We start from the raw sequence: 14,123 nt of genomic DNA, 5'->3' as shown, positions 1-14,123 counted from the left end.
CGTGACGCGGGGGTGAAGGAGAGGTGAATATGCTCAGACGTTTACCCTGCCAGAGGGAGGGTTTCACGCCCGATGTTGTGACTCAAACCAGGGCGTAATAAGCATATGCGGAATCGCCAGTGCAGCCAGTGCCGCAAAGAGTGCCTGAATTCCCGCTTTATCCGTGGGATGCATCATCACAATGGTGCCCACCGCCAGCAGAATGGCTGCCGTCAGTACCGGCCATGTGGCATGCAGATAGCCTATATAGCTTTTGCAACCCAGCTGATCGCGCCGCTGCCTGGTTTGCGGAAGCGCATGCAAAATCAGAAACCCCATTGAAAAACCGACGAAAGGCGGAAGCAGTAACAACGCCAGCGTACCGGTCACAAGACGTCTGTCCTGGCGGCGCAACCCCATAAAAATAAGACCTGACGCACAGAGTCCCCCTGTAATGGCAATGCCCATAGCAAGAGAGTCCGGCAGTGAAAATCCTGGTGCCGCCTCATGCAGAATCGCGCTAAAGGCCTGCAGATGCAGTGCCGCGGGAGCCGCTATCATAGTTATTCCCCGCGCCAGACGTTCGGGGCTGCGTCCATCAGGGGCGTCTTCAAGCGCAAAATGCAGGGCAGATGCCAGGAGAAAAACGGGCAACGCCAGTGCCGGAGCACCGTGCCACCAGTACAGACAGATCACAATGACCAGCCCATAGACGGCAAGAAACGGGAACTGACGCTCGCGTTTAACGACGTCAAGATCGCTGGCACCGTGCGCCATGCCGATAACGCCAATGGCCAGGGTCGCAAAAAGCACTTGCCACGCAGGGGGGCTGATAGAGGCAGCGAGCGCTGCCCCCCAGAGTCCTGCCCAGCCGAACCGCACCTGGCCTGTCATCTCTTCACAGCACCAACAGGGATGGTATCAGAGAGCGCTTTTTTCATGTTAGCCGCAGCGTAGAAGGCGTAGAAAACTTTAGCGATAATATCCAGAATCAGGAATGCCTGAACAGATGTCGCATCAGTGATGACACTGAGACCTTCCGGGCCGACCAGAAAAACGATCGGATAGATAAACCACACCAGGGTCAGCAAGGCCACATTCTTGTAGTAGGCCCCTGCCAGCGTGTTGCCTCGCGTCGCGGCCAGTGCGCGCAGTGGCCCCCAAAGCAGATAAATAACGCCCAGAAATGCCGCACACGACCATGAATACCACACCCATTTCGCGACAGCATTTTCCGCCAGGGAAGAGATCAGACCGGTGATAATCATCATCACATCCAGCACAATGATGGCGGTCAGAAAGCCGCCCATTTCGCCGGGTTTACCCTGTTCATGGAAAGCCAGCATAACCAGTCCGGCCAGTAAAAGCGGCGTGGTAATCGACCAGTCAGCATAACGTGCCAGATACACGATGGTGCCACTGTCCAGCGTGAGATTACCAAAGCCAAATGCCATGGCCAGATACGCAGTAGCGGCAATAAACGGCACGGACGCGTGTACCAGAGTGTGGTGACCAAAGGGATATTTCTTGTCACCCGTCGCGTAAATAAGCAGTGACGCGATGGCCATGACCGAAAACCCAATCATAAATGCAGTTTGATCCATTTTACTCTCTCCTGTGCTAAGCGCCGGTATCGTGCCAGCCATGCAGCTATGAATAATCGTTAATAAAAGAGGCTTATATTCATTCAAAGAATATGCTGTCAGTATATGGCGATATTCATATTCTGCCCGGCAAGCGATATTCACACTGTTAATTTCAGGCAATTTGATTAAATTAACCTCATTCAGCCACCCGGCGATCACCGGTTAAAAAAAACCAATGTAAAGTTGTGTTTCCCGACGTTTCATTTCTCTGCTGAAATCTTATTGATCGATAAACCCATTAATTAATAAAACATTAACTATCAGAAGGTTAAATATAAGGGCGTTAAAATTATTGCACCTCTGCACAAATTGAAAAAAGTGCAATAATTTTATTTTTCTCTGGAAAATCTGACGGTGGACGCTATGAGAGTGATATAGCAAAGCGATTCTGGCAGGCGAAACGGCATCAAACAAGTCCGGAACAGATTCCGCCAATCCTATCCGATGAATGTGTTTCGCACGTTTGTATTATTAAATCGCTGTGTAAAGGTGCGCATCGTTCGTCAGGCGTACGCAGGGGAGTTCAGAGGGGTGTCATCATTACCGGCAGCGGAATTTTGCAGTACGGAGGCGAATCAGCGGAGAATTGTTCATGCGGGCTGGCGTTAAAAATCACTCAGCAGACGTGAGGCGACAGGCCGGAAAAGTGTAAATCATTATTTTCCGGCCCGGCCGTTAACCGTGGCTGAATCCAGGTTGACTCAGAGCTTAAATGCGCTGACCTCGGTCAGCAACCTGCCCGCCTGCTGGCTCAGTGAGCCCGCAGCGGCAGACATCTGCTCGACCATCGCGGCGTTCTGCTGCAGATTGCTTTCCATCTGCGTGACCGCGATGTTCACCTGGTCGATTCCATAGCTCTGTTCTTTAGACGAATTATTTACCTGATTAATCAACTGCGTTGTTTCATCAACGACACTCAGGGCTTCATCCATTCGCGACGTCACATTCGCTGCGTAGACCACGCCTTTATCCACATTCTGAATGGCTTCCTCAATCAGGCCACGGATATCCTGCGCTGCGGAGGAAGAACGCTGTGACAATGAGCGGACCTCGCCGGCGACCACGGCAAACCCCTTGCCCTGTTCCCCGGCACGGGCGGCCTCCACGGCGGCGTTAAGCGCCAGGATATTAGTCTGAAAAGCGATACCATCAATAATAGAGATGATTTCTGAAACCTTATTTGAAGAGACAGAGATATCGTTGATCGCACTTTTTAACTCGTTAAGCTCCCGGTTGCTGTGGTTGACGATGGAATGAACCTTACCGATGAAGTTATTCGCCTCTGCCGTGTTATCCATGTTGTGTTTCACGGTAGCGGAGAGCTCGTTCATACTGGCTGCGGTTTGCTCCAGTGAAGACGCCTGAGACTCTGAGCGTGACGAAAGGTCGTTATTGCTGTGAGCGATTTCTTCCGACGCCGTATCCACCTCTTTGCTGGCATCCCTGACGCCAGACAGCACGTCCCGGAACTTAGCAACCAGAGCATTGAAACTGCCAGCCGTCGCGCCCAGTTCATCCTTTTTAGTAAGATTTACCTGAAGGGTCAGATCGAGGTTTTCCTCGATGGTTTTCATCGTGCTCTGTAAATTCTGCAGGCCTTTTCTGATATAGCTCAGGACAGAGTACGAAGAAAGGGCTGTCAGTATCACCGCGGCGACAATAATGCTGCTCAGAAGCCAGAGCGTATGCAGATACTGTGCGTGGTTCTCCGCTGCAAAGTTGTTGGCTATCTGATAGTTATAAGCCAGCAGGTCCTTCAGATTCTGGCTCACCACAACCGAAGCCGCCGCTGTCTCTCCCTGATCGGAAACCATTGCTCTGGCAGCATCGATTCCGCCGGTCTGATAAACGCCCGCCATCTTATTTACTTTCTCGAGATAGACACCGAAATTCTGAATAACCTGGTTTATTGACTCCCCGTCCTTCTCATCTGAAATCAGGTGGGCTTTATAATAATCCATTGCCTCGCGCGTTTTGGTCAGATATTCCTTAGCGGTGACCATATGCTTTTCAAAAATCGCTTTATCGGTACCCAGAAGGCCCATCAGTATCTGTCGTCTTGCCTCTTCACGAAGTTGAGAGATTTCACTGATTTTATTGATACTGGGCAGGGAGTTGGTGGCCACATAATCGAACCGATCCTGTGCGCCGCCCAGAGAGCGGATGCTGAGGATGCCCAGGAACAGCAGCGCCATCAGTGTAAAAGTGAAGACCAGCGTAAGTTTCTTTAAAATTGTCATGAGAGATTACCCGAGGGAGAAGTCAAGATACCTTTCGTTTATCGGTCATGCCCACCTGCACTTTATGGTTGCTCAGTGCAACTAAACAATTATTTTTATGTTTTTTTGCGGTATATCAAAATCTGCACTCATTACGGCAAATGATTTCTTACGGAGAAATCCGTGACGCGGCACGACTGATGATGACTGTGCAGAACGCAGTGCCACGGGAGGGATAAATGAGAAAGGCGGGCAGATCATTGCCAGACACCTAAGAATGGAAAAGTGCTAAAAATCACGAGCAGGTAAAAAAACCTGACTCAAGCACCAAAAGCCATTAATAAAACTACTGAAAACAAGGCACTGCGACAGCCACGATCCCATTACATTCATCAAAATATTTACTGATATCTGACCGCGATGTCACAGGCTTGCTTATCCGGACTGATACAGCCTCTGCGGTGATACGTTCTGACACCCGAGAAGCAGTCCGATTCCCTATGCTCGTCTTAACGCGCCACGTTGCCAGGGAGCGTGATGAGTAAAACCATAAATCTGAATCTCTGTCGCGACGGAGGGTCGCAACCCACTCCCTCTCATTTTGTGGCGAACGGGTAAGTGAGCAGGCTGACGGCGCTGGCTATTTCGTTTTGCAGGATGCCGTCAGGTTCTTCATCTAACAGCAGACATAACTGGGCAATGACTTTTGCACAAGTGACTGACTCACCAGCATAAAAAAGGGCCTCCACCGCTTTACCAACGTGAACATGCAGTGCTTTAACGGAGTTTTCATCACACATTTACCACCTCCGATGGCATTAACCCTTGAAGGAGGCCACCGGATGCCAGAAATGACGTCAGGCGGCCCCTCAGGATGCTATACAACGATGATCAGAAGGTTTCCCAGTTTGCTTTCGATGCCATCAGCGATACCGACGGTTGTGCGTTGCGCCTGGTGGGCTGTGCCCGGGGCGTAAATGTTCCGGAAGACGGCACACGGAAAACGGCAACGGTTTTTTCAAGTTCAAGCGCCTGTTCTTCAAGACTGCTGGCCGCCGCAGAAGACTCCTCAACCAGCGCAGCGTTCTGCTGGGTGGTGCTATCCATCTCCGTCATGGCCTGCGCAATCTGGGTAATGCCGCGATTCTGCTCGTCTGATGCAGCGGCAATTTCGCCCATAATGTCCCTTACCTGCGTCACAGACCTGACGATCCCCTCCATTGTCACGCCGGCGCGGTTAACCAGTTCGGTTCCGTTACTCACTCTGTCCAGTGATTCCCGAATCAGCCCTTCTATCTCTTTTGCGGCCAGTGAACTGCGCTGTGCCAGATTGCGCACTTCGCCTGCCACCACGGCAAAGCCCCTGCCCTGTTCACCTGCGCGCGCGGCCTCGACCGCCGCATTCAGCGCCAGAATATTCGTCTGGAAAGCGATACCGTTAATCACGGTAATGATTTCGCCGATTTTGCCTGAGCTCTGACTTATTCCGCCCATTGTGGTAATCACCTCACTGATGATGTCCCCGCCGCGGCTGGCATTGTGTGACGCATCCGTGGCCAGCTGGCTGGCGTGATGGGCGTTCTCCGCATTCAGCTTAACGGTGGAGGTTAATTCCTCCATACTGGCAGCCGTCTCCACCACGGCAGCCGACTGCTGTTCTGTGCGTGAAGAGAGGTCGGTGTTACCTGCTGCAATCTCAGAGGAGGCGCGGGCGACATTATTCACCCCATCCCTGACCCGGGAGATTATGTTACGCAGGCTCTGGTTCATGGCTCCCATGGCCGTCATCAGTTCCCCAAGCTCATCAGAACGGGAACTGGTTATTTCGGCGGTCAGGTCACCGTCAGCGATACGCTGTGCCGAAGAAAGCGTCTCTCTCAGCGGCACGGTGATGCTGCGGGTCATTCTCCAGGCAATCAGGAGACTGAGGGTGATACAGGCCAGGGTGGCAAAACCAATCTGCCAGAGTGCGGTATTCATATATTTCTGAGCCAGTTCAGACTGAAAGAACGCGAGGTCTGTGATTGACTGATTCAGTTTTCCTGCCGCTGTGGTCATTTCATCTGAGGCGCGTTTTTCGACCTGCACCGACTGGAGATATTTATTTAACAGCGCGGTTCCCGAGGTGGTTTTTTGCTCTATATCGGCCAGAAACGCACCGAGTGAAGTATCCGCGAGGCTTCTCAACTGGCTGATGAGGGGTGAAAGACCCTCTTTAATTTCGTTGTACTTATTCAGTGAGGAAGCGTCTGGCTTGTGTATGAACGCCTGAACATAAAATGCAGCCTGTTCAGTTTTGAGGCTGAGGGACAGCAGGGGTGCAACGAGGTCTGCCGCGACAGAAGTCTGCCGCGCAGCCAGTTTTTCCGCCACTGAATCGAGACCGATAGCCTGAGCTTCGTTCATAGAAAGGGCTGCACTGTGGCTGCTCGCAAGGAAGTTTTGACGCTTTTCCTGATACTGAGTCAGGGCAGTACTGAGCACAGAAAGTTTTTCACGCCCCTCTGTTGACCACGAATACTTTTCGAGACTCTTGTGCAAAGCAGACAACTGATTCATCGCCTCACCGTTGAGTTCGATGAATTTATTGTCGCGGGTATACTGAAATAGCGTGCGGTTCAGCCTCGCTTTCGCCAGCGCATTAACCATTTCTACCGTGACATCGCGCTTTGCTGAGTTAACCTGAATTTTAAAAAAACAGAGGGTAGCTAGCGCTGATATCGTCAGTGACGCCAGTATAACCAGCACAAATCCCAGCGTAAGTTTGCTGCCTATATTAAATTTCGACACTTTTTTTATAATATTCATTTAAATAATCCCGGTATTGGAGAAGACCCGCGCCTGACATTTTTTCAGGGTTACATCCTGTATCGGCATAGCGTAGAAATTTATTATACTCAACCTCACAATCTGCCCATAAAAAGTGATATTTATTGATATAGATCACTTCCCTTAATATTATTATTCAGGCGTTTAAATTAAGGCTTCTGATAATTTACCAGGTTATCATTCAGGCTCTAACCTGAAGAGACCCTGCAAAAAAAACCCAAAACTTATTCATCAACTTATTGATTTTAAATCACAAATAACAACACCCTGGCCGGAAGGATGTATTAACCGGATAAATAAAGAGAAGCCACTTTGATTTCTTAAGGTTTTATTAATCTTTGCCGCTATTCTGGAAAAATATTTCCGGATTAACAGTAACTCAGGGAATAAGCCTTCTTGCTTCTCAGAATAAGAAAGCCAGGTTAAAGCGAGGCTTAATTATGTCAGCAATCAATTATGCAAATGAAAAATGATTAACCGGCTTGCTGTAACATTCAGCCTGAATCATCACCCCGAGGGCGCAACCGCCGTTATTCGACGCGTGTCTGTGGAGCGAAATTAAGGTGCTCCGGGGCCTGCCCGCTGGCACCGGAGCCGGGTTATAAAAAGGGCCGGCAAGCGCGCTGACCCCTAAGGTTTACCGTAACATCAGCAGAGGCTGACGGCTTTCAGCCAGCATCTCCGAGGTATGACTACCAATAAAGAACCGGCGCAGCCGGGAATGTCCGTAAGCCCCCATCACCGTCAGGCCAATCTCATTCTCATCCGCATACCGGCACAGCGCGCCGGTGACGGAGTGGTCCTTCAGCCGCCGCGCCTCTGTGACGATGCCAGCCTTCTCAAGAATGACCTGCGCATCCTGCAGCGTCGTGGCGTCGCCGTTAACCATGACCAGATGACAGATCAGACCGCTCAGTAGCGGGCTCACGCTCATACGCATCAGATTTTCCCGGCTCGCCTCGCTGCCGTCCCAGGCAAACATGACCCGTAATGGCGGAGAAAAGGTTTCCGGTACGATCAACGCCGGCCGCTGCTGAAGCCGGATGACACTTTCCAGGTGGCTGCCAACAGGATGACGGCTTCCTTTGCGGCCCAGCACCATCAGACGGATATCACCCAGCTCTGCCACGATTTCGTCCAGTGCACCGTGTTTCTGTAGCCGCTGCACGTCCGGATAACCGCCCTGCTTCAGCCATGCCGCACACGCTGCCAGCACGGCTTTTCCCTGTGCCATCAGCAGACGGCTGCGCTCTCCCTCAATATGGGCAAGCTCTTCAGTCAGCTGCTCCCGGCTGTCAATGCCGAGAGTGCCGGTCAGATCGGAGACGGCGGGAGGGTCATTTTTTTCCAGCACGTGCATCAGAACGAGCGGCACACCCAGTTTAGCGGCCGCCCAGGCCGCATATTCACAGACAGAACGGGTTGACGGCGAACCGTCAACACAGGCAATAACGCGGTTATCCATAGTAAATCTCCGGTGAATTAATGGCCGCCCATCAGCTTTTCAACCTCTTCGGGTTTGTCATGCACACCAAAGCGGTCAACGATAGTGCGGGTCGCGTCGTTCATGCCCCTGATCTCCACGTCGGTGCCTTCGCGGCGGAACTTAATCACGATGCGGTCCAGCGCGCTGACCGACGTAATGTCCCAGAAATGGGCGAGCGACACGTCGATGACCACACGATCCAGCGCCTCGCGGAAGTCGAAGTGGCGGGTAAACCGGTCAGCCGAGGCAAAGAAGACCTGCCCGGTTACGGTATAGGTACGCGTATCGCCGTTCAGCGTCGAGGAGACCGCCATAAAGCGGGCCACTTTGGTGGCAAAGTTCAGAGAGGCAATCAGCACACCCGTCAGCACCCCAAACGCCAGGTTGTGGGTAGCCACCACCACGGCAACGGTCGCCAGCATCACCACGCTGGTTGAAACCGGATGGGTGCGCAGGTTCGCAATCGAGCGCCATGAGAAGGTGCCAATGGAAACCATAATCATCACCGCAACCAGCGCCGCCATGGGTATCTGCGACACCCACTCACGCAGGAACACCACCATGAACAGCAGCACTACGCCCGCCGTGAGCGTGGAAAGCCGCCCCCGTCCGCCAGACTTCACGTTAATGACCGACTGACCAATCATGGCGCAGCCCGCCATCCCGCCAATGAACGCGGTGCAGATATTGGCAATACCCTGCGCCTTACACTCGCGGTTCTTGTCGCTCGCTGTATCGGTCATGTCGTCTACGATGGTGGCGGTCATCATGGACTCCAGCAGTCCCACGATGGCAAGCCCCGCCGAGTACGGCAGAATAATCAGCAGGGTTTCGAGGTTGAGCGGGATATCCGGAACGAGGAACACGGGCAGGCTGTCCGGCAGCTTGCCCATGTCACCCACGGTGCGCACGTCCAGATGCAGCCACATGGAGATAGCGGTCAGCACGACGATGCACACCAGGGGAGAGGGAAGGGTTTTATTCAGGTATGGGAAGAGATAAATGATCCCAAGACCTGCCGCGGTGAGCGCATAGACGTGCCAGGTGACGTGGGTCAGTTCCGGCAGCTGAGCCATAAATATCAGTATCGCCAGCGCGTTCACGAAGCCGGTCACGACCGAACGGGATACGTAGCGCATCAGGCTGCCGAGCTTCAGGTAGCCGGCGAGCAGCTGTAATACGCCGGTCAACACCGAGGCCGCGAGCAGGTACTGCAGCCCGTGGTCTTTAACCAGCGTGACCATCAGCAGCGCCATCGCGCCAGTAGAGGAGGAGATCATCGCCGGGCGGCCGCCAAAGAAGGCCATGACGATGGGGATACAGAATGCGGAATAGAGTCCGACCTGCGGATCTACGCCAGCGATAATGGAAAAGGCGATCGCTTCAGGAATCAGTGCGAGCGCGACAACAATACCGGCAAGGACGTCACCACGGACGTTGCCCAGCCAGTCCTTACGCGTCGAGGACAGCAGCATAGTCATTTCTCAGATTTTGAATACAGTCAGCCCGTCAGGGCACAAAATTTCAGGGACGAAAAAGCACATCCGCAGAGGGGATGTTTAAGGATTCGCGACTGAGATTGCTCAGTGCGAAAGAGGAGGGTGACGACTCAGGGTGGCGTAAGACGCATGATGTTTTGATTTCTCCTTTACGGCAACAGGCTGCCTTCAGGACGGCGGTTAACCCGCGCATCGCGATGATGAACGCGGGCAGCGAAGTCTGTTCTCAGCGAAAAACTGATCAGAACAGGCCAATAACTATAAACGAAAGCACGATGAGGTCAATCTTTGTCCGGCCCGATCAGGGCATTTAAAAGGGCAGACAAAAGTCCGGTGAGACGTCGCTGGATACGCCACAGACGCGTTCATTCTGTTCCGTCCGGCAGGATTTTTATCAGGGCGTGCAGATGTTAATGCTGAATCTCAGGGCAATTCTTACTTCTGAACCAGATACAGGAGGGTAAGCCTGGTCACCTCCGCGGACTCAGGTGCCAGGGGGGTCGATACGCTGGCATCGGGCGTCACCGACAAGGCCCCCGTCTGGCAGTGCATATTCTGGGCTGCCATGATGGGGGTAGTGGCGGTCACGCTGCTGCTGGCAGGCGGCATGAAAGCGTTGCAAACAGTAACCGTTGCCAGCGCTGCCCCTGACAGTTAGCCTGTTAATGTCAATATGTAGCTTGTTCAAGGCTCTACGCGTTTACACCTGCTTACACCGGTAAACTGCCATTCCGCACCGTAACCCCCCGCTATTCCTCCATTGCCTTTACTGACTTTTCACCCCCGTTATCCGTCAGTGACGCCCTGACCTGTGGCAGGCTTTCCGGATAATTCTGCTGAATAAACTCAATCATCTTCTCCCGGACGTAGCAGCGTAAATCAAAGGCGATCGGCGAGTTCTGTGCGGTCATCAGCATCCTGATGGTCATGGTTTTTTCGGTGGTGTCGGTCACCTGAAGTACCGACGTTTCCTGATCCCAGAGTTTGGTTTCACTCAGGACTTTTTCAAAATGCTGGCGCAGCGGCGCCAGCGGCATCGAATAATCCACATAGAGAAAAACAGACCCTAAAATCTGGGCGTTATTGCGTGTCCAGTTCTGAAACGGATTCTCGGTAAAATAGGTAATCGGCAGCACCAGCCGACGCAAATCCCAGATGCGCACCACGACATAGGTCAGGTTGATCTCTTCAATCCAGCCCCACTCTTTTTCCACCACCACCGCATCATCAATCTTAATAGGCTGAGTGAACGCGATCTGAATACCGGCGAACAGGTTGACCAGCGACTTCTGCAGGGCAAAACCAATAATGATACCGGCAACACCTGCACCGGCCAGAATAGTGGTGCCAAATTTACGGACGCCGGGGAAGCTCAGCAGAATCAGCGAAACGCAGAATAAAACCAGGATGACAATGACCACTTTTTTGACATAGATAATCTGCGTACGGATTTTTCGCGCACGAAGGTTATTGGAGATATTAATGTCATAGCGGATATAGAGCATATCCTGTGCCACGTTGGTCAGCCGTATTAAGACCGAGCAGAATGACATAATAATAAAGACGTTAATGATGTTAGTGATTAACTCAAGCGACTCAGGGTGAAAGTTAATGTAGTTAATTCCGACATTGATCATTAATAGCGGGACGAAAAAGAACATGGAACCGCTAAGGTGCTTCTCAAGGGATTTGAACAGCTTTCTGTCACGAATCTGCCAGTAACGGATGAAGGCAAGCAGGATAAGCCGGGCCAGAAAGCCCAGAATAAACGAAAGCGAGACGAGTAATACAACAGGCACCCATGACGGGAAGCCAGATAACTCACCGAATAACAATGGCATTATTTTCCCTTATCGTAAGCTGACAACCTCAGACTGTCAGCGAAGTGGCACACACAGTAACCGTTGTCTTCACGGTTATCCGTTCGTCACACAATCAGCGCCCATGAGTATGAACCATAGCAGCCAACCTGGCACGCAATGCCGGGTGATACCGTTATTGACACTTTCACGGCCCGGCCTGACTGCGCCTGCAGACCGTGTTTATTGTCGGCCTCACGGGCACCTGATTGATTGCCGATCCTCATTAAACTAACTGATGTAACACGTCGTCTTCGCTGCCCTGTTTTTTCACCCACCCTTACCCACCAGGCGATTAAAAACGTTGCCTGCTTCACTAACCGTAACGGTTATCGTGAAACAATTTGTAACTTCTGCTAATTTTTAAGCTGCTCCCCCGCTGCTGAGAAAAACAACAATATGATTAACACCCTTAAACTTTCCTCTGATTTTCGCCGCAGCTTCCTGCGTGAAGTACTGGTTCCACTGGTGGCTATTCTGTTGCTGACGTTTGTGGGTGCAGGCGCTGCGCTGTTTGTCGGTACCTCACTCACCAATGCCGAGGCCCGACATCAGCAGCAGCGGATGGTTGAGGCCTCTTTTTCACAGAGTCTGAATGAGCATCTGCGCCAGTTGCATAGCCTGTCGCACTGGGGACCGCTTGAGCAGCATCTGACGGAGGGCAATAACGGCAGGTGGCTGGATGAGAACATTGGGCAGTGGCTGTATGAGATGTTTGGCCATCAACTGATTATGGTGCTGGGCCCGCAAAACCAGATTGTCAGAGTATGGCGTGAAGGCCAGCCCGTCTCCGCCGCTGACAACGATCCGCTGATTAGTGAGGTGCTTCAAACCCCGCTGGTGAAAGATCCAATGCACCAGGATAACGCTGATTTTGCGCATGTGACGAACCGTGCTGCTGCGCTGGCGGTAGGTCATATTCAGCGTGGCAGCGACGCCCAGCCTTACTACCGGCTGGTGAGTCTGAAATTTATCGATGATGACTATCTGGCGGGACTGGCGGAACGTAACCAGTTACAGGGACTGCACTTCTCCGACGCCACCCCGCAGACGGGCACCGATGCGCATTATATGCTCATCGCGCAGGCGGGGACCGCTGTGGGGTATCTGAACTGGATCCCGTCGCGTCCCGGTGCGCAGATGCTGCGTACCATCGGGCCGTCTACCGGGCTGGCGGTGCTGGCTATCTCCCTGCTCTGCCTGTATATGGTGCGGCGACTCTGGAATTCCTCGGTCAACCTCTCGCAATCGATGCTCAGGCTCGGCGCGTCAGAGGCGCAGGCACAGCATCTGGCGTTTCATGATGTGCTGACCGGTCTGCCGAATCGCGCGCGGGTGGAGGACCACTTAACCCAGGCCCTGGCCCTGGCGACACGCCACGATCAGCGGGTCGCGCTGCTGCTGATCGACCTCGACCATTTTAAAGCCGTCAATGATACTCACGGTCATCACGCTGGCGATGAGCTGATTATCGCGGTGGCGCAGCGCCTGAGCCGTATTGTGCGGGCCTGTGATACCGTGGGCCGCATCAGCGGTGATGAATTTATCGTGGTCATGCCGGAGGTCGATAACCTCGGTCAGGTGAATAGCCTGGCGCAGCGCATTATCGACGCGTTAGCTCAGCCTTTTACGCTGTTTGGCAGCGATGTCTGGAGCGGTGCCAGCATCGGCCTGGCGCTGGCACCCAGAGATGGTATCGATCGGCTGGAGCTGATGCGCAAAGCAGATATCGCCCTGTATGAAGCGAAAAGCGGCGGGCGCGGACGCTATCGTCAGTTTGAACGGGCGATGGATGAGTCAGTGCGAACCCGGCAGACCATCGCTGACGATTTGCGCACGGCGCTGCAGACCCATCAGGCGCTGGAGGTCTGGTATCAGCCGCTGATGGATATTGGCGGTCAGCAGATGGTGGGCATTGAGGCGCTGTTGCGGTGGCAACACCCTTCGCGCGGCCTGATAGCACCGGGTGAATTTATTGCGATTGCTGAAGAGACCGGCCTGATTATTCCGCTGGGCGACTGGGTGCTGGCTGAAGCTTGTGTCACTCAGCAGCGTTTTCCCACGCTACGGGTGGCGGTTAACGTCTCACCCGTACAGTTCCGGTCTCCCGGCTTTGTTGAAAGGGTGATGGCAATTGTCAGCCAGCATGGCGGTGATCCGAAGCGGCTGGAGCTGGAGATTACCGAAGGGGTGTTAATCGAGGATGAACGTGAAGCACGCGAGATCATTGTGACGCTGCGTGAAGCAGGCTTCCGCATCGCGCTGGATGACTTCGGCACCGGCTACTCCAGTCTTAATTACCTCAGCACCTTCCCGGTGGACAAAATCAAAATCGACCGCTCGTTCACCCAGTCGCTGGGTGTGGCGGAAAATTCCGTGGCGATTATTGAATCGGTGGTGAAGCTGGGTCACGCCATGGGCCTGATAGTGACGGCAGAAGGCGTAGAGACGCCAGCGCAGATGTCTGCGCTGGCGGATGCGGGTTGTAATCAGCTGCAGGGCTATCTGTTCAGTCAGGCAGTGCCCGCCGATCAGCTTGAGGCACTGATGAAGTCCCTCGTGCAAGACAGGCGGGATTAATCACCTGAAGGGATAGCCTGAGCGGG

At 53.1% G+C, this 14,123-nt stretch carries 9 protein-coding genes and 1 pseudogene; 2 read left to right on the top strand and 8 right to left on the bottom strand.

Going from position 1 to position 14,123, the window contains the following annotated elements:
* Positions 1 to 63: 63 nt before the first annotated feature.
* From P2R09_RS09900 to P2R09_RS09870, 7 genes are all read right to left on the bottom strand, one after another.
* Positions 64 to 873: a Brp/Blh family beta-carotene 15,15'-dioxygenase gene (locus tag P2R09_RS09900; RefSeq protein WP_345799214.1), complete on the bottom strand. Its 810-nt coding sequence runs from the start codon at positions 871 to 873 to the stop codon at positions 64 to 66.
* Positions 870 to 1,583 carry a bacteriorhodopsin gene (locus tag P2R09_RS09895; RefSeq protein WP_275769198.1) on the bottom strand — a complete coding sequence of 238 codons (714 nt, stop codon included), beginning with the start codon at positions 1,581 to 1,583 and terminating at the stop codon, positions 870 to 872. Before P2R09_RS09895 ends, P2R09_RS09900 begins: the two co-directional genes overlap by 4 nt.
* A gap of 743 nt (positions 1,584 to 2,326) precedes the next feature.
* On the bottom strand, positions 2,327 to 3,865 hold the full coding sequence (locus P2R09_RS09890) for a methyl-accepting chemotaxis protein (RefSeq protein WP_275769195.1): 1,539 nt from the start codon (positions 3,863 to 3,865) through the stop codon (positions 2,327 to 2,329).
* Positions 3,866 to 4,440: 575 nt separating this feature from the next.
* Positions 4,441 to 4,644, bottom strand: coding sequence for a hypothetical protein (locus P2R09_RS09885; protein WP_275769192.1), 204 nt, complete (start codon positions 4,642 to 4,644; stop codon positions 4,441 to 4,443).
* 91 nt (positions 4,645 to 4,735) lie between these two features.
* Positions 4,736 to 6,652: a methyl-accepting chemotaxis protein gene (locus P2R09_RS09880; protein ID WP_275769189.1), complete on the bottom strand. Its 1,917-nt coding sequence runs from the start codon at positions 6,650 to 6,652 to the stop codon at positions 4,736 to 4,738.
* 658 nt (positions 6,653 to 7,310) lie between these two features.
* A complete protein-coding gene (locus tag P2R09_RS09875; RefSeq protein ID WP_275769187.1) occupies positions 7,311 to 8,138 on the bottom strand; it encodes a universal stress protein in 828 nt (275 codons plus the stop codon).
* A gap of 17 nt (positions 8,139 to 8,155) precedes the next feature.
* On the bottom strand, positions 8,156 to 9,634 hold the full coding sequence (locus P2R09_RS09870) for a SulP family inorganic anion transporter (protein ID WP_275769184.1): 1,479 nt from the start codon (positions 9,632 to 9,634) through the stop codon (positions 8,156 to 8,158).
* A 493-nt stretch (positions 9,635 to 10,127) separates the two neighbouring features.
* On the opposite strand from P2R09_RS09870, the pseudogene P2R09_RS09865 reads away from it, so the two are divergent.
* Positions 10,128 to 10,356, top strand: a pseudogene (locus P2R09_RS09865) (BCCT family transporter); the annotation flags it as partial.
* Between the two features lie 51 nt (positions 10,357 to 10,407).
* Here P2R09_RS09865 and P2R09_RS09860 read toward each other — a convergent pair.
* Positions 10,408 to 11,499 (bottom strand): mechanosensitive ion channel domain-containing protein, encoded by a 1,092-nt coding sequence (locus P2R09_RS09860; RefSeq protein ID WP_275769181.1) that lies wholly within the window; start codon positions 11,497 to 11,499, stop codon positions 10,408 to 10,410.
* A gap of 417 nt (positions 11,500 to 11,916) precedes the next feature.
* On the opposite strand from P2R09_RS09860, the gene P2R09_RS09855 reads away from it, so the two are divergent.
* Positions 11,917 to 14,097, top strand: a complete 2,181-nt coding sequence (locus tag P2R09_RS09855; protein WP_275769178.1) for an EAL domain-containing protein — start codon at positions 11,917 to 11,919, stop codon at positions 14,095 to 14,097.
* Positions 14,098 to 14,123: the final 26 nt, after the last annotated feature.

This window comes from Pantoea sp. Cr_R13 (assembly GCF_029222565.1).
In the GTDB taxonomy this organism is placed as follows: domain Bacteria; phylum Pseudomonadota; class Gammaproteobacteria; order Enterobacterales; family Enterobacteriaceae; genus Pantoea; species Pantoea eucalypti.
The sequence above is the reverse complement of the archived record's forward strand: the minus strand, read 5'-3'. Positions and strand labels throughout refer to the sequence as shown.